Source organism: Pelosinus sp. IPA-1 (genome assembly GCF_030269905.1).
GTDB lineage: Bacteria > Bacillota > Negativicutes > DSM-13327 > DSM-13327 > Pelosinus.
Genome location: NZ_BSVC01000003.1, coordinates 539,318 through 556,882, shown reverse-complemented (window position 1 = coordinate 556,882; position 17,565 = coordinate 539,318). Strand labels below are relative to the sequence as shown.

At 37.7% G+C, this 17,565-nt stretch carries 15 protein-coding genes and 2 riboswitches; of the genes, 5 read left to right on the top strand and 10 right to left on the bottom strand.

Annotation, left to right across the window (positions count from 1 at the left end):
* Window positions 1-329: 329 nt before the first annotated feature.
* The 6 genes from speD to QSJ81_RS09255 all read right to left on the bottom strand — a co-directional run bounded on the left by speD (window position 330) and on the right by QSJ81_RS09255 (window position 5,406).
* Window positions 330-1,142 (bottom strand): adenosylmethionine decarboxylase, encoded by an 813-nt coding sequence (gene speD / locus QSJ81_RS09280; RefSeq protein WP_285717135.1) that lies wholly within the window; start codon window positions 1,140-1,142, stop codon window positions 330-332.
* A 565-nt stretch (window positions 1,143-1,707) separates the two neighbouring features.
* Complete coding sequence (locus QSJ81_RS09275; RefSeq protein WP_285717134.1) at window positions 1,708-2,187, bottom strand: NanQ anomerase/TabA/YiaL family protein; 480 nt, start codon at window positions 2,185-2,187, stop codon at window positions 1,708-1,710.
* A gap of 214 nt (window positions 2,188-2,401) precedes the next feature.
* Window positions 2,402-2,785 (bottom strand): aspartate 1-decarboxylase, encoded by a 384-nt coding sequence (gene panD / locus QSJ81_RS09270; protein ID WP_285717133.1) that lies wholly within the window; start codon window positions 2,783-2,785, stop codon window positions 2,402-2,404.
* 4 nt (window positions 2,786-2,789) lie between these two features.
* Window positions 2,790-3,635, bottom strand: coding sequence for a pantoate--beta-alanine ligase (gene panC, locus QSJ81_RS09265; RefSeq protein ID WP_285717132.1), 846 nt, complete (start codon window positions 3,633-3,635; stop codon window positions 2,790-2,792).
* Window positions 3,636-3,653: 18 nt separating this feature from the next.
* Window positions 3,654-4,493: a 3-methyl-2-oxobutanoate hydroxymethyltransferase gene (panB, locus tag QSJ81_RS09260; RefSeq protein WP_285717131.1), complete on the bottom strand. Its 840-nt coding sequence runs from the start codon at window positions 4,491-4,493 to the stop codon at window positions 3,654-3,656.
* The gene (locus QSJ81_RS09255; RefSeq protein ID WP_352230877.1) at window positions 4,480-5,406 is read right to left on the bottom strand and encodes a Rossmann-like and DUF2520 domain-containing protein; all 927 of its coding nucleotides are present in this window, start codon (window positions 5,404-5,406) and stop codon (window positions 4,480-4,482) included. The genes panB and QSJ81_RS09255 overlap by 14 nt, the downstream gene beginning before the upstream one ends.
* Before the next feature lie 554 nt (window positions 5,407-5,960).
* Between QSJ81_RS09255 and QSJ81_RS09250 the strand changes: the two genes are divergently transcribed.
* A complete protein-coding gene (locus tag QSJ81_RS09250; RefSeq protein ID WP_285717129.1) occupies window positions 5,961-6,311 on the top strand; it encodes a DUF4870 domain-containing protein in 351 nt (116 codons plus the stop codon).
* A gap of 153 nt (window positions 6,312-6,464) precedes the next feature.
* Window positions 6,465-7,316, top strand: coding sequence for a YitT family protein (locus tag QSJ81_RS09245; RefSeq protein WP_285717128.1), 852 nt, complete (start codon window positions 6,465-6,467; stop codon window positions 7,314-7,316).
* A gap of 200 nt (window positions 7,317-7,516) precedes the next feature.
* Here QSJ81_RS09245 and QSJ81_RS09240 read toward each other — a convergent pair whose 3' ends face one another.
* Together QSJ81_RS09240 and QSJ81_RS09235 are read right to left on the bottom strand one after the other, a co-directional pair.
* Window positions 7,517-8,101: an ECF transporter S component gene (locus tag QSJ81_RS09240; protein ID WP_285717127.1), complete on the bottom strand. Its 585-nt coding sequence runs from the start codon at window positions 8,099-8,101 to the stop codon at window positions 7,517-7,519.
* 91 nt (window positions 8,102-8,192) lie between these two features.
* Window positions 8,193-8,321, bottom strand: a riboswitch (FMN riboswitch).
* Between the two features lie 102 nt (window positions 8,322-8,423).
* Window positions 8,424-9,686, bottom strand: coding sequence for an Nramp family divalent metal transporter (locus tag QSJ81_RS09235; RefSeq protein ID WP_285717126.1), 1,263 nt, complete (start codon window positions 9,684-9,686; stop codon window positions 8,424-8,426).
* A gap of 300 nt (window positions 9,687-9,986) precedes the next feature.
* On the opposite strand from QSJ81_RS09235, the gene QSJ81_RS09230 reads away from it, so the two are divergent.
* The 3 genes from QSJ81_RS09230 (at window position 9,987) to pflA (ending at window position 14,968) form a co-directional block, all read left to right on the top strand.
* Window positions 9,987-11,429 carry an ATP-binding protein gene (locus QSJ81_RS09230; RefSeq protein ID WP_285717125.1) on the top strand — a complete coding sequence of 481 codons (1,443 nt, stop codon included), beginning with the start codon at window positions 9,987-9,989 and terminating at the stop codon, window positions 11,427-11,429.
* 98 nt (window positions 11,430-11,527) lie between these two features.
* Window positions 11,528-11,608: riboswitch (ZMP/ZTP riboswitch) on the top strand.
* A gap of 220 nt (window positions 11,609-11,828) precedes the next feature.
* Entirely contained in the window at window positions 11,829-14,060 is a 2,232-nt protein-coding gene (gene pflB / locus QSJ81_RS09225) for a formate C-acetyltransferase (protein ID WP_285717124.1), read from the top strand.
* A 185-nt stretch (window positions 14,061-14,245) separates the two neighbouring features.
* Complete coding sequence (gene pflA, locus QSJ81_RS09220) at window positions 14,246-14,968, top strand: pyruvate formate-lyase-activating protein (RefSeq protein WP_285717123.1); 723 nt, start codon at window positions 14,246-14,248, stop codon at window positions 14,966-14,968.
* Between the two features lie 307 nt (window positions 14,969-15,275).
* On the opposite strand, the gene queG is transcribed toward pflA, so the two are convergent.
* Both queG and QSJ81_RS09210 read right to left on the bottom strand, forming a co-directional pair.
* Window positions 15,276-16,169, bottom strand: a complete 894-nt coding sequence (gene queG, locus QSJ81_RS09215) for a tRNA epoxyqueuosine(34) reductase QueG (RefSeq protein WP_285717122.1) — start codon at window positions 16,167-16,169, stop codon at window positions 15,276-15,278.
* 50 nt (window positions 16,170-16,219) lie between these two features.
* The gene (locus QSJ81_RS09210) at window positions 16,220-17,530 is read right to left on the bottom strand and encodes a diguanylate cyclase domain-containing protein (protein WP_285717121.1); all 1,311 of its coding nucleotides are present in this window, start codon (window positions 17,528-17,530) and stop codon (window positions 16,220-16,222) included.
* Window positions 17,531-17,565 lie beyond the last annotated feature (35 nt).

Here is a 17,565-nt window from a genome sequence, read left to right as displayed (position 1 = left end):
GAACCACAAAGACACAAAGGAGTGGACACTAGCAGATTTTCCTCCTCTTTCTATACCGCGAAAGCGGTATCGTGTTTTTGTGGTTCATATTTTAAGTTTTATCCGATGACTAAGCCGCTCTAAGACTCCCATCTTCATCTCGTTAACAGTCTGTAATTCCCTGCCCTTGACGGTCAGGAAAACAGGCTGTAAACTCGAAATAAGTTCGCTCTAAGGGTCTCCGGACCCAAGGCTCACTTATATAAGTGGGAGTTAAGAGCGGCTAAATCCCTGGATAAGAAGGGCTAAGATTCAGATGGAGTTAAAACTCCATCTGAATCAAGTCTTCTTTATTTTACTTTTGGAATGTTGCGACCAGCATAAATTTCAGACATTTCTTTTTTCAAACGTTGTTTTATTTTTTTCTTTTCCCCTGGCAAAAGTTCCCCTTTTGCTGTACCAAACAAGTAATTATCTAAATCAAATTCTTTTAGAATCATTTTTGTGTGGAAGATATTTTCCTGATATACATTTACATCTAGCATTTGATATAACTCCCGGGTATCGGGTGCAATATAATTTTGGATAGAATTAATTTTATGATCAATATAGAATTTTTTACCACTGACATCACGAGTAAAACCACGTACTCGATAATCAATAATCGCAATGTCAGAGCTAAAACTATTAATTAGATAGTTTAATGCCTTCAGAGGAGAAATTTCTCCGCAAGTAGAAACATCAATATCTGCACGAAAAGTGCTAATCCCCTTATCTGGGTGACTTTCCGGATATGTGTGTACGGTAATATGACTTTTATCCAAATGAGCCACAACTGCATCGGACTGTGGATCTGGCAGCTCTTTTTCTTCCAGCTCATCGGCGGCAATTTTACCTTCGGAAATGAGCATGGTTACACTAGCACCTTGAGGATCATAATCCTGCTTGGCAATATTTAAGATATTAGCTCCAATCATATTGGCAACTTCCGTTAAAATATTGGTAAGCCGTTCTGCATTATATTCTTCATCGATGTATTCAATATAAGCTTGACGATGTTCTGGACTTCTGGCATAACAAATATCATACATATTAAAGCTAAGCGTCTTGGTTAAGTTATTAAATCCATATAATTTCAATTTTTTAATTGATTTTATTTCCATCTTTCTCTCCTTACTTTTTTGTATAATTTAAAAGTTATGCCCTGTACAACGGCACCATCAAGTGTCCTTTATTTAGACATGTACCATTTATAAAGAAGACTTGATTCAGATGGAGTTTTACCTACAACTGAATCCAAGGACTCTTAACTCCCACTTATTAGAATGTGGTTCTTAGAGCAGGTTTAGTCATCGGATAAAATGCACTTCTAATACTACATAATAGACTACTTTTTTACTACTGTAAATAGTCTGCATTATATATATTATAGTATTCTCCTTTGCATGTATTCTCTAGAATGTATAAGAAAAGATTTGGCTTGTGCCAAGTCCTCGGACGCAGGCAGAAGCCTTAGTCGTTCTTACTTGGAATCAAGAAAGTGTTATACTTTCTGATTCCGTAAAAAAAGAACTCCACAAGCAGCTACCATTCTGTTGTGGAGTTCTCTTCTTTTATAAAGAAGACTTGATTCAGATGGAGTTTTAACTCCATCTGAATCTTAGCCCTTCTTATCCAGGGACTTAGCCGATCTTAACTCCCACTTGAAGATGGGGGTCTTAGAGCGGTTTAGTTATCGGATAATTGAGAAATTGCAATTTTAATGACTACCTTTTTTACTGTTTGTGCGGTCCTTCTCATACAACAAGGACGATGTACATCATTCGGAAAAAGTACGGCATAGGTTCCTGGCTCTAATACCATATCGGTTTCTTCCATAATCTCTTTATAAAAAATAAGATCTTTTTCCTTCAGTTCGTCCTGAAGCACGATACACTGATCTGACAATAAGCTGCAGCCTATTATCTCTTCACCTGAAGCCAAGTATTGAATATCAATATATTTTTGGTGAGCCTCCGGGCGTCTATCTTGTTTAGGTTCGGTTTGATATTCAGAAACTAAAGCAAATATAGAGTCTCCTTCGATATCATGTCGTCCAATTGTTAACTTTGCTAAATCTGTATTTTTTAAATACATCAGCGCTTTTTGCAGCACAGGTGAAAATGCAGATTTCTCTAGTTCCAAATTTTTTAGTTGTCCGTAAATCAATTTTTTGTCCCCCTTATTTATCCTCCAAGTTCCTACCTTTTTAAGGTATTTTATCTGATGACTAAACCGCTCTAAGACTCCCCCTTTTCGATAAGTGGGAGTTAAGAGCGGCTAAGCCTCTAGATAAGAAGGGCCAAAATTCAGAGGAGTTAAAACTCCATCTGAATCAAGTCTTCTTTATCTCTATTCTTTATTTCGTATTGTCTTTCCTTTGTTATTTTATCTGTCCATGAATTTCCTTAGAACGAATTTCCTTCACTTGATTCTTTTCATCCACCATTACCACTGTAGGGGTAAAGTCTTTTGCCTCTTCATTAGTCATCATAGCGTAGGCAATGATAATGACCTTATCACCCGGCTGCACTAAACGAGCCGCCGCCCCATTTAAACAAATAACACCTGAATCTTTTGCTCCTGTAATGACATAGGTTTCAAAACGGTTCCCATTATTATTGTTAACAATTTGCACTTTTTCATTAGGTAGAATCCCTGAAGCATTTAATAAACTTTCATCGATTGTAATGCTCCCCATATAATTAAGATTGGCCTCTGTTACCGTGGCACAATGAAGTTTTGCTTTTAAACAAGTAATAAACATAATCTTATCCCTCCAAAATTGTATTATCAATCAAACGAGTATTTCCAATCCGAACAGCTAAAGCAAGAAGAGCTTTGTCCCCTATGACATCCAGGTTTTCTAATTGGGGATAGCTATATACTTCTACATAATCGATTTGTGCTAATTTTTCTTGTTTAATTTTAAGTATTACCTGCTCCTTAATGTTCTGAGCATCGACTTGCCCCTGGTTAACTAGCTTTTGTGCAAGCTGGAGACTTTGTGATAAAACCAAGGCAGCCTTACGCTCCTCAGGAGATAAGAAAGCATTACGAGAGCTCATGGCTAAACCATCCTTCTCCCGTACAATAGGCACCACTTCCAAAGTAACGTTCATATTCAAATCAGTCACCATACGCTTAAGTACCAACACTTGTTGGGCATCTTTTTGGCCAAAGAAAGCTTTATCCGGCTGAACAATATTGAAGAGTTTAGTTACAACGGTAGCTACTCCACGAAAATGACCTGGTCGTGATAAACCACATAATTTTTGCGTAATACCATTAATCTCAATAAAACTGCTATACCCTGCTGGATACATCTCCTCTGGCTGAGGATGAAAGATGACATCTACGCCAGCTTTAGCAGCCTGCTCGCTATCACCAGATAAGTCCCGAGGATACTTAGCAAAATCTTCTGTAGGACCAAATTGTGTGGGATTGACAAAGATACTTGTCACAACTACATCACAACTTTTTTTTGCTTGACGCATCAAGGTGAGATGCCCCTCATGCAGGGACCCCATAGTTGGTACTAGTCCAATACTCATCCCTTTCTCTTTTGCCTGCCTAACAAATAATTGCATCTCCTGTATGTCTGAAATTATTTTCATATGATTGTCCTCCTTGTATTAGTACAATTTTTCCAATACTTCATCCGAAATTTTAAAACTATGCTCTGCGCCAGGAAAGGCTCTTTCTTCTACCTCTTTTCTGTATTCGGCGATTGCCTGAGCCAGCTGAGTATGAAGGTTGGCATATTGTTTAACAAATTTAGGTGTAAAACCGGGGAAAAGCCCCAATAAATCATTAGTAACCAATACTTGTCCATCACAATATACCCCTGCACCAATACCAATGGTTGGTATGGCAATGGAATCGGTAACCTTTTGTGCTAACAATGCAGGCACACACTCTAATACCACTGCAAAAGCCCCGCTCTCTTCCAAAAGTTTCGCATCATCTAACAATTTTTGTGCACCTTTTTCTTCTTTGCCTTGCACTTTAAACCCACCTAGACTATGAACAGATTGGGGAGTTAGTCCTAAATGTCCTACCACAGGGATACCAGCTCTGACAATGGCTTTTACCGCATCAGCAACCTCTTGCCCCCCCTCCAATTTAACAGCTTGAGCCCCTGTTTCCTTCATGATTCTCCCTGCATTTGCCACAGCCTGCTCTGTTGAAACTTGATACGACATAAAGGGCATATCCACAACTACCATCGCTCTTTTTGCCCCTCGGCACACAGCTTTTCCATGATGGATCATATCTTCCATAGTAACTGGGAGTGTAGAATCATACCCTAATACTACATTGCCTAAAGAGTCACCAACTAATAACATATCTACTCCAGCGTCATCTAAAAATTTCGCCATAGAAAAATCATATGCTGTTAGCATTGTAATGGCTTTACCTGCAACCTTTCTCTCTTGAATCACCGTTGTTGTAATCCGTTTATTGCTGCTCATCTTCCTTCTCCTTTAGTTTCATTTTCAATAATTCTGTCATGCAATTTGCCTGCATTTGATCTATTGTTCCTTTTTCTAAAGCTACCCCTAAAGTATATAATCCAAGATTTTGATACAAGTTCTTTTCCTCATCATTTTCTAAAACTTGTAGATGAGCCTCTATGGTAATACTATCCCCGCGACTGATAGGTCCTGTTAAGGCTTCCGTAGGACCCAGTTCTTTTATTTGATTCACTGTGCCCTGCAATAAGGGCAATAAGGCTTTTGAAGCCTCTTCTCTAGATAAACCAAAACTACTATATAGTTGACTCGCCCAATGCATCAACGAAACTGTATAATTCGATACAATACAGGCCCCAGCATGATATAGTGCCCGGTCCTTATCTAACATAACAAAACCGTTTCCGCCTAAATCCTCGACTATTTTTCTTCCTGCTGCTATCATCTCATCTTGTCCACTCAGTGCAAAATACACACCAGATAATGCCTCTATAGATAGTTCTTTATTGGCAAATGACTGCAAGGGATGCATACAGCCAATGAAAGCTCCCTGCTCTCTAGCTGGTTTCAATATTTCGGTAGGCAGGCAGCCTGAAGTATGGATAACAACATGTCCTGGCATAAAGCCACTTTCCTTAACCAGTTCCTCTACTACTTTACCAATATAGCGATCAGGAGTCGTAAGTAAGACAATATTCGCCTCTTTCGTAAAATCTGCTGCTTCTGTCCCTGCTTTTACACCAAACTGCTTAGCCAATTCCTGGGCCGAATCGAAAGTACGACTAACGATTCCTACTAATTCATAGCCCTGACTATATAAGGCTCGGGCCAACACACTGCCTACTTTACCAGCTCCGACGATTAGCACCTTTGGCTTGTTCATGCTGCTTCTCCTTTTACTATATAAGCCGATTTAATAGTATAGATAACAATTAATTCCCGATCCTACTTCTGAAAAAAGTATGATAGATGTACTCTCTTAATAACATACTAATAAACGCCCTAGGAAAAGAATATAAAAAAAGCCTTCCGGCACTTGTCCGAAAGGCATACTTTTCCTATGTAACCTCCCGTCTCAGTCCATCATAGATCTAAGCGGATATAATACCAGTATTAACATATAGCTATATTGATCCTTCACAGCTTTAGATTCCTTTTTTATAGTATGGTTCATTGATGATACCACCCAAAGGAAACCTCTGCTATAAATGTTCTTCTTGATAATATCATAAAATACATTTCAAAAACAAGTTTTTTTATCCGATGACTGAACCGCTCTAAGACTCCCATCTTCGATAAGTGGGAGTTAAGAGCGGCTAAGTCCCTGGATAAGAAGGGCTAAGATTCAGATGGAGTTAAAACTCCATCTGAATCAAGTCTTCTTTATTATAGTGTGATTTTCAATCTTTATGAATAGGATATACAAAAGAACCAACCTACTATAAAATATACTTAGGAGGTGTTTTTATGAATGGAATTACAGGAGAGCAAAAATTGTTAGCCATCCTCGCTCATATATCTTATTTTCTAGGCGGTCTGGGTTTTATCATTGCACCTTTAGTCATTTTTTTATTAAAAAAGGATGATCCTTTTGTTTACGAGCATGCTAAGCAATCTTTGGTCGCTCATTTGGCCATATTAGTTACTTCCTGCCTTGTGGGACTGTTATGTACATTACTGATTGGAGTCTTACTACTCCCCATAGTAGGTATTTTGTGGCTAATCCTCATCGTAACTTCTATTATGGCAGCCGTTAAGGCATTCAATGGAGAAAGCTACCAGTACCCTTTCATTCAAGGGTTCATTAACAAACTGTAATAAAATCACCCCTACTCCAGGGAATAAAAAAATATCTATAAAAATTTAATCTTCAGGAATTGGATATAAGTATCGTCTACTTCCTACGCGACTCTATAGCCAACTCCTGAAGATTGCCATTGATACTACTTAAATAACTTATAGGAGGAACAGATGCGCTATAAAATTTATCAATATCTCTCGGTTGGTGTTGGGTGCCTACTAAGTGCTGTAGCTATTAATAGTTTTCTCGTCCCCCACCATCTTTTAAGTGGTGGAGTTAGCGGCATAGCTATTATTCTTTATTACTTATTTAAATTTCCTATCGGTGTACAAATTCTTGCAATGAATGTCCCACTTGTCTATGCTGCTTATCGTCTTTTGGGCAAAGAGTACACTATAAAGACCCTTTATGGAACAGCCCTATTTTCTTTTTTTGTCGATGCAACAGATTACTTGGCAAACTTCACTGTGGTAGATGATCCGATTCTTTCAGCGATCACAGGTGGCATTGTTACAGGAATTGGTTCTGGCCTGATTTTTAAAGCCAACGGAAGTGGTGGAGGACTTGATATCGTCTCCAGCATTATCAAAAAGTATTATTCTATGAATGTTGGCGCCGCTTCCTTTTCCATTAACTGTATGATTATGTTGATTGCTGCCATCCTCTTCGGCATCAAGTTGGCCATTTTAACATTAATCTCTATGTTTATTGCTGCTAACATTACGGATAATGTGGTGGAAGGGATCAATCGCAAGAAAACGGTTTATATTGTTTCTTATAAAACTGATGAAATCTTAAAAGCGATTTTGAAAGAAGTTGGTCGCGGCGCCACCATCCTTCGTGGAGAAGGAGCTTTTACAAGACAAGACAAACAGGTTATCTTTGTTGTTGTAACTCTTACGCAAATTGGTCAGATAAAACTTCTTGTACAAGAATCAGACCCTAACGCCTTTATGATTGTGCAAGATGCCGTCGAAGTCATGGGCAGAGGTTTTACACTACCAAGTACCAAACAACTGTAATAATAGTTTGACATTTTTAAACCGCAGAGAAGCAGAGGACACAGAGGAAAGAGATCGGATTATAAAATCCCCCTCAGCGTACTCTGTGTCTCTGTGGTTAAATCATTCGTTCTTGCTTTTTCCCCAAAACACTTTCTTTTTAGAATAGCGAAAGAGGCTACTCCTTGTATTGGAGTAGCCTCTTTTACTCTTCTCTTATCTTATCTTTCACATAAGACGGGAAAGATTTTTTTATAAATCATCATGGTAAAAATGGATATGACAATTCCCTTTATTAGATTAAATGGTGCAATGGCCATGGTGATAAAAGATTTTAAATCCATAATCTGAGGATTGGCTACTGTCCCTAATGATATAATTTGCTCCAGGGGAAAATGCAATACTGCCTGATAAAGAGGTAATAATATAAAATAATTTAGTAAAGAAGCAGAAAACATCATAGAAATCGTTCCAACACCTAGAGCTATGATAGCCCCGTTAGGGCTATTATATCTCTGGTATAAGTAGCTTGCCGGAAGAATAAATGATACACCTACCAGAAAATTAGCAACTTCTCCAATTCCCATTGTTTGGCTATTCGCCCCATGTATTAGATTCTTGATTAACTCAATGCCAACACCAGCGATTGGTCCTAATAGGAAGGCACCAAGGATAGCAGGCAGTTCACTGGCATCCAATTTTAGAAAACTTGGCATCATAGGTAACGGCACTTCAAAAAACATCAAAATTACAGCAATTGCCGATAAAATTCCTACCTTTGTTATATAACGTGTATTGTAAACCACACAGATTCCTCCTTAATCATTAGAAACAAAAACTTCCCGAAATATCTTCGGGAAGTTAGTAGCACAAGGAAACACATCTAATCATGTGCTAATCTATCTTCTTTCATCCAGACTATACTGTCGGCTTTGGAATTACACCAAATCAACCTTGCGGTTCGTGGGCTTGCAGAATCCACTGCTTACCACCGGTCGGGAATTAAACCCTGCCCTGAAGATGTTTCAATTTATTTAATTTCAGCCCCGGAGATAATCATTCTCAAAAATGATTATTATGGATACATTGTAGCAAATTCGATTTCTAAATGCAAGATATAACACTCGTTTATTTAATAAAATCCCATAACAACATCATATTTAATACAGAAACAATAATACCTATTGCCCATAACATAATTTGTTGCAAACCTGTATTTGCATATTTACCCATAACTTGCTTAGACGATGTTAAATAAATTTGTAAAAATATTGTCCAGGGCAGTTGAACACTGAGAAACATCTGAGAATAAACCAAGCCCTGGAAAGGGTTCTCGATAAAAAGAATTAAGAGTACTGCCAAACCATAAGTAAGAGCTACTCCCATCCATGAATGGCGATCCTTAACATCATATGGCTCACTAAACATACCAGCAAAAATACTTCCACCAGCCATACCTGCTGTAATCGTAGAAGAAATACCAGAAAATAATAGTGCTATGGCAAAAACAACTGCTGCGGCATTTCCAAGTAAGGGACGCAGCATAATTTCAGCTTGTTCCAATTCTTCGACTTGCACCTGATTGCTAAAAAACACAGCCGCGGCTATTAGAATCATGGCACTATTAATTGCCCAGCCAATACACATTGAAAATAAAGTATCTGCAAACTCGTATTTAAGCTGCTTTTGAATGACAGCTTCATCCTCCAAATTCCATTGCCTACTTTGAATAATCTCAGAATGTAAAAATAAATTATGTGGCATTACCACTGCCCCGAGTACACTCATCACTACAAGCATAGCGCCTTCGGGAATGACAGGAGAAACCCAGCCAATAGCAGCCTCAGGCCAATTAATATTTACCAAACTAAGCTCAAATAAAAATGCTAATCCAATAATCGATACAAAACCCATAATCCATTTTTCTAATCGCTTATAGGAATTGGCCCACAACATCCAGCCACATCCTAAAGCCGTAAATATAGCGCCCACCTTTAAGGGAATATGAAATAACATATTTAAAGCAATTGCTGCACCAAGTATTTCTGCTAGACCTGTCGCAACAGAAGCCGTTACTGCAGATAAGAGTACGGTTCGTGAGACTAAAGGCCGCAAATATTCTGTAGCTGCTTCGGATAAACAGCGACCTGTGACAATGCCTAAATGGGCCACATTATGCTGTAATACAATTAACATGATTGTAGACAGCGTCACCATCCACAACAATTTATACCCATATTCGGCCCCAGCCGCCATATTGGCAGCCCAATTTCCTGGATCAATAAATCCTACTGTTACGAGTATCCCTGGGCCAATATAACGTAATATTTCCCTTGCTCGTTGATTTAAGCCATGCTCTTCTTGGAAAAACCTTTTCACTGTTTTGAGCATTTATAAAACCCCTTTGTGCTAATTTATTTGTTGTTGCATAATACTCCTTATAACTTGTATATAATATTTATTCTTTTTTAAGTGCCTTTTTCCCTTCTTTAAAATTACGGCAAAGTCAAGCTACCAATTTGTTACTGTATATCATACTGGATATAACAGTAATATAGTATATTTTTTTACATTCCTGTTTTTTCGACAAATTATCTAAAGGGAAACTATCTATCTTTGACGAATGCTATGCTACAAATAATCTTTCAAAGGATTTGAAATACTATTTTTTATATGGGGGTACGTTTTTTTATGAATAATTCTCCGCGAAAATTTTCTATAGAAGAACCGAGTCCACCCTCGCAACGTGCACACGACTTTAAATCTCTCGCTGAAAATTCTCCCGACGCTATCATTCGTTTTGACAAAAACCTATACTTTATTTATGCCAATCCAGCAATTAAAATTCCCACAGGTATACTAGCCGAAAATCTAATTGGTACCAAACTCTCAGATCTTGGTCTTTCCGCTCATTATTATCAATTATGGAAAACTGAAATTAACAAGGTTTTTAAAGCTAAAAAAAGTTTAAGTTTTCAGTCTGATTTTAAAACTTTACATAATAGAACAATGTATTATCATGCCCTTTTAGTTCCGGAATTCGGAGCCGATGGTTCTGTTGAATATGTACTATGTACCCTTCGCAATATCACAGACTTAAAAAAAGCTGAGCAATCATTAAAGAAAAATCAAGATCGTACGCAAATTCTTCTCAATTCAATACCTGATACCTTATTTGTATTAGACAGGAATGGTTTTATCCTCGATTATCAAGAGTCGAAAAATACATTTCCCTTCTTCCCCCCTATCAATCTCCAGAATAGAAACATTAAGGATGTACTGCCCTTAATAGCCTCAAAAATTATGCATTACTTTGATCAGGCAGTAACTACAAATACTATGCAATTTTTTGAATTTCAAACTACATTAAATTCAATTACTTATTATTGTGAAGGTAGAATTACAGCGAGCAACGAAAATGATTTCGTCCTGATAATCCGTGATATTAGTGAACTTAAACAAATGCAGCAACATTTGACGCGATTCGATCGTTTACATTTAGTCGGAGAGATGGCTGCCAGTATCGGTCATGAAATTCGTAATCCAATGACTACGGTACGTGGTTTTTTACAAATGTTCTCTAAAAAAATCGCTTTTCAAAATTATAAAGAATTAGTGGAACTTATGGTTACTGAAATTGACGATGCAAATCGGATTATTAGTAAATTTATATCCTTGGCCAAAAATAAGTCATTAAGTTTAGAATCACACAACTTAAATACCCTTATTGTCTCTTTACTCCCCCTATTACAGGCAGATGCAATTATTTCAAATAAAAAAATCTCTACCCAACTTGAATCCATTCCAGATTTTGAAATGGATGATAAAGAAATAAGTCAGCTTATTCTCAACATCGCCCGAAATGGTCTTGAAGCCATGTTCCCTCGGACTGAATTAGTCATTCGTACATATGTGGAACAGAACAGGATCGTTCTTGCTATTAAAGATCAAGGAATAGGAATTTCCCCTGAAGATTTGGACAAGCTAGCTACCCCTTTCTTCACAACGAAAGAAGGTCAGCTAGGTTTAGGTTTAGCTATCTGCTATAATATTGCTGCGAGACACCAAGCAGAAATCATTTTTGACACTAGTCCTCTTGGAACCACCTTTTATGTGAAATTTAAGATCCCCTAACTATCTTCAATCCTACCAATAAATTCTTATTGACAAGTGAAAAAGAAAGCTATAGAATTTGTTACATAAGAAAAGTCAAACCTTAAAATAATATAATAAAACAGATGCAGAACTGGCGGATCGTGGAATAACCACAAGGGACTGTATCTAGATATAAGCCGACCGCCTGGGCATAACTTAGTTTGTTATGTTCAGGCGGTCTTTTTTTGTGAACAAAACGAACAATATCGATATTAATTATTTATTAATACTATTTATTGACTTTTCTTGCTACAATAATTACAATCATAATATAGCAATTTTAAATATTATATGATTTATATCATATTCAAAACCATATAATATAGTTATAATATAGTTAAATGATAATAATTATCACTAGTTATAGGAGGAAATAATATGAACAAGGCATGGCAACAATTTAAACCAGGAAAATGGCAAACATCAATTAACGTACGAGATTTTATTCAAAATAATTACTTACCTTATGAGGGTAATAGTGATTTCTTAGCTACCGTAACACCTCGCACTAAAAAATTATGGGATAAATGCAGTGCCTTATTAGCAGAGGAACGTGAAAAAAACGGTGTCTTGGATGTGGATCCTACTATCGTTTCTACTATTACATCTCATAAGCCAGGCTATATTGAAGAAAGTTTAGAAGTAATCTATGGTTTACAAACGGATGCTCCCTTAAAACGCAGCGTAATTGCTAATGGTGGTGTTCGCATGGCTGAGCAGGCTTGCGAAGCCTATGGTTATAAGCTTAATCCAGAAATTAGTAACATCTACCGCAACCATGTAACGACCCATAATACTGCCGTTTTTAATATGTATACTGATGAAATGAAAAAAGCTCGTAAACTAGGAATTATTACAGGATTACCTGATGGCTATGGTCGCGGTCGGATTATTGGTGACTACCGCCGTATTTCTCTTTATGGAATCAATCACTTAATGGCAACCAAAAAAGCTGATTTAGAAGATCTTGCGAACAAACCAATGACTGAAGATACATTACGCCTGCGAGAAGAAGTGGCTGCTCAGATTGCGTCCCTAAAAGATATGATTGCCATGGCAGCATCTTATGGTTTTGATATTAGTCGCCCAGCTGAAACTGCAAAAGAAGCCGTTCAATGGTTATATTTTGGTTATCTTGCTTCTATTAAAGAACAAAACGGCGCCGCTATGTCTTTAGGTCGGGTTTCTACTTTCCTTGATATATATTTAGCTAGAGATTTAGAAAATGGCATTCTTACCGAGATGGAAGCGCAAGAATTAATTGATCAAATGGTAATTAAACTACGATTAGCTCGTCATTTACGCACACCTGATTATAATGAATTGTTTGCTGGCGATCCTTTATGGGTAACGGAATCAATTGGTGGTATGGGACTGGATGGACGCACTTTGGTAACTCGTACGTCTTACCGTATTCTCCACACCTTATATAATTTAGGACCTGCTCCTGAACCTAATCTAACGATCTTGTGGTCAGTTAATCTACCCACAGATTTTAAAAACTTCTGCGCAAAAGTATCCCTAGATACCAGTGCTATTCAATATGAAAATGATGATATTATGCAACCTGTCTACGGCGACGACTATGCCATTGCCTGCTGCGTATCTGCGATGAGAATTGGAGAACAAATGCAGTTTTTTGGAGCCAGAGCCAATTTGGCCAAAGCCTTACTGTTAGCCATTAACGGTGGTCGTGATGAAAATACTGGCGAACAATTAGCTCCTATTATGCCAATCCCCACAGGAGAGTACCTGGACTATGAAGTAGTACGTAATAACTTATCACAAGTACTTACTTGGCTCACTGGTTTGTATGTCAATACTATGAATCTAATCCACTTTAGTCATGATAAATATGCCTACGAAAGAGCCCAGCTTGCTCTACATGATACAGATGTAAAACGTATTATGGCCTTTGGTGTTGCTGGATTATCTGTAGCCACAGATTCGCTAAGCGCTATCCGTCACGCTCGTGTTAAAGCATTACGCAACGAAGCTGGCATTGCCAAAGACTTTGCCATCGAGGGAGATTTCCCATGCTTCGGCAATGACGATGACACTGTAGATACTTTGGCAACCGAATTAAGCCATGAATTCAGCAGAAAATTAAAAGAGCATCCTACCTATCGCGATGCGGAACATACCTTATCTATACTTACCATTACTTCTAATGTAATGTATGGCAAAAAGACAGGTGCAACGCCTGATGGGCGTAAGGCAGGACAAGCTTTTGCTCCTGGAGCTAACCCAATGCATGGTCGGGACAAAAAGGGCGCATTGGCCGCTATGCAGTCCGTTTGCAAACTTTCTTATGATGACTGCCGTGACGGTATTTCTTACACCTTTTCTATTTTACCCGCTACATTAGGAAAAGCTGACCCTATTAAAATTCAAAATTTAGCAAGTATATTGGATGGTTATTCTGCCAAGAAAGGGCATCATATTAATGTAAATGCTCTTGACCGCAGCGTATTAGAGGATGCTAGAAAACACCCAGAGAAATATCCACAATTAACGATCCGCGTATCTGGCTATGCTGTTAATTTCATCAAATTAACTCCCGCTCAGCAAGCTGAAGTTATTGAACGGACATTTTACCAATCCTTATAGTAAAAGTGTAACAATGATGTAAGAAAAGCAAAAAACATAGAACACTATTTTGAACCACAAAGACACAGAGGGCACAAAGATTGGAAAAAAGGATACTCTAAACGGGTTCCATCAATTCCCTTTGTGTGCTGCAATAGCGGCATTGTGTCTTTGTGGTTTTCATAATAACGAGGGGGGTATTTCTTATGCAAGGCTATTACCATTCCATAGAACATTTCGGAACAGTAGATGGACGAGGTATCCGCTATGTTTTATTTTTATCAGGCTGCCAATTACGCTGCCGTTTCTGTCATAATCCCGATACCTGGCAAAAAGGTTGTAAAGTAATTAGTACAGAGAAAGTACTATCTGATTTACTACACTATCGTCACTTTTATGACGGCTCCAAGGGAGGCATTACGGTAAGCGGCGGCGAGCCTTTGTTGCAATCCCAATTTGTAGCTGAACTTTTTGCAGCCTGTCAAAAACATGCTATTGATACCACCATTGATACTGCAGGATATTATGATAAGCAAAACATTACCGATATTTTGCCCTATACCAATGCAGCACTATTTAGTATTAAAGCTGTAAATCCAGAAAAACATCGTTGGCTAGCCGGACTTGATAACGAGCAAATTCTTAGCAATTTAAGATATCTCACAGAGCATATTCCAGTAACCTTGCGCTATGTCGTTCTCCCTGGCATCACAACAACAACGGAAGATATAGTAGCATTAGCCAACCTAATTCACTCCTTACCAGCTCCTGTTACCGTTGAATTACTACCATATCATTCCTTAGGACGGCAAAAGTGGCAAGCTTTACAAATGAAATATACCTTAGATGACGTACCTGATGCTACCACCCAAGATGTAGCATCAGTAGCAACTCTACTCAAGGCAGAAGGAATCACAAATCTTATCTGAAAAAGAGTAGCAGGTTACGGAATAAGAAAAACGTTAACAAATATTTTTTAACCACAGAGGCGCAGAGGACGCAGAGAAAAGATAGATAGAGTTAGCCCCCCCTCAGCGTTCTCTGTGCCTCTGCGGTTCATCATCTTTCCTCATCTTCTTTGACAAAATTTATACCTTCTACCTAAGAAAAACGTTAACACGCCTTGTGCATATTAAAAAAGATATTTTAAACGCGAAGATTGCAAAGAATAAGTCAAGAACACAAACCCTTCGTGTTCTTGACTTTCTTAGTGACCTTCGCGTTTCCGTTTTCTTCTTAAACTTCTTTCAAATACTCAAAATTTCTAATAAGTAATTTTCTGCCTCGCCAACTAAAGGCACGATTACCATATCTTCTCATAAATTCTTTATTTGACATTCCTACCAATTCATTATAGCTTAGCTCTTCCATTCTATCTTCTTGAAACTCCGCTATATTTGACAAAGCAATCCCTGCGTTATGCGGACAAACCTCCTGGCAGCTATCGCAACCAAAAACTAGGTTTGTTTTTTTGATCACTTCGATTTCCGGCCTTGTCAACTCGCCTTTTTTTTGTGTTAAATAAGAGCGGCAAGTTCTTGGATCTATTCCACTATCACCAAGAATGCTTGAACCGGGGCATGCTTTTTTACACTCGCCACATAACATGCAGGTCCGTTTTAAGGGTTTATCTGTTTCAAATGGATAATTCGTAAGCATATAGCCAATAAAAACATAGGAACCATATGCATCAGTAATAATATGGCTATTTAACCCGTAGAAACCAAGGCCCGCCATATAAGCAAGGTATCGATCTGCTAGTGGTCCATTATCAACATAGGCCTTATATTCAAATCCTGATATTTTTTTTCCTAAGAAACTACCAACTTCCTCTAATTTCCTTCTTATAATCTTATGGTAATCAACGGAATAGGTGTATTTAGCTACATTTGCTTCTGCTTTTTCCCCGGGGTAATAAGGGAATAAACAGACAATAATAGATTGCACATTATCCATTGTTAACTGAGGATTTATCCTTACCTGTAGTTCTTGTTCTTCGAATTCCGTAAACCGTCCCTTTGAAATTCTTTCCTTTAGAATTTGTTGTAATTCTACGTAAGGTCCGATTGGAGCGATCCCCATAGATTCAATACCAATTGATTTACAAAATTCTCTTAACGTCTCTTTCATCTGGTATCTCTCCATTTAATCATCTTCAGTCTGAAGTAAAATATTTTTCATTATCCATTACTAGAAAAGCGATAGGTCTTCTTACCTGCTGCTTTGGCTTGATACATAGCATTATCCGCTTTTTTGATTAAAGTATCTGCATCTTCTCCATCCTTAGGATAAATACTCACCCCAATGCTACTAGAAATTTGAACAGTGCAATCTAATAAGTTAAAGTTTTGATTTAATTTTTCTTGTATCTTGTCCGCTACAAATTCAGCCTCTTGATAACTTGCCATTTCGGGCAAAATTATGGTAAATTCATCGCCACCCATCCGGGCTACAATATCACTTTCACGAACACATTCTCTTAAACCTAAGGCAACTGCTTGCAGCAATAAATCACCTTTATCATGACCAAAGGTGTCATTTACATATTTAAAACCATCCAAATCAACATACATCACACCCATAATATGATTATAACGTTTAGCAGCATTAATACATTGACTCATCTTTTCGTAAAACAATATGCGATTGGGCAAACCGGTTAGCCCATCATGATAAGCATGGAACTTTATCTTTTCCTCATATTTCTTACGTTCTGATAAATCTCTAAATATTCCCGAATACATAGTAATTTGACCTAAGTCATTTTTTATCGCATCTACTACTAACCATTCAGAGTAGATTTCACCGTTTCTCCGTTTATTGTTGACCTCGCCTTTCCATTGTCCATTTTTTTGCAGAGAATGCCACATTTCATGATAAAGCTCATCTGGATGTATACCTGACTTTAGAATGCGCGGCGTCAACCCCATAATTTCTTCTAAAGAATATCCTGTGTTTTTCAAGAAAGCTGGATTGGCAAATTGAATAACTCCTTCCACATCTGTAACCAGGATACCATCACTAGCACTCTCAAATACCTGTGCCGCTAGTCGTAAACGATTTTGTAATTGTTGCCACTCAGTTACATCCCTTATAGTAGCAATCAAATACTGTTCATTATATAAATTAACTATTTCAAAAGAACTTTCAACAAACAACATTTTCCCATCTTTGCAGCGATACTGACGCAGGCTAATCTCGGTCAAGCCATGGTTTAGAATTTTATTAATATTAGACTCTATCTCCTGCAGATCAGCAACAATAATATCCTCTACATATAAGTCATTTACATCTTCACTACTATACTTAAGCAATGCTAAAAAAGCATCATTGACCTCAACAATTTTCCTAGTAGATACATGAAAGGCGTACCTTACTCCGTCACTATCTTTATCGAGAGAACAACAATAACCCTTTTTCCCCAGCAATTTGGAGTCAGGCTTATTTATTTTACATAAAAATTCTTCATTGCTTTCAAATTTATTCTTCATTGTTCTCCCCCCTATGCAATTTTCAAAGTCAAATT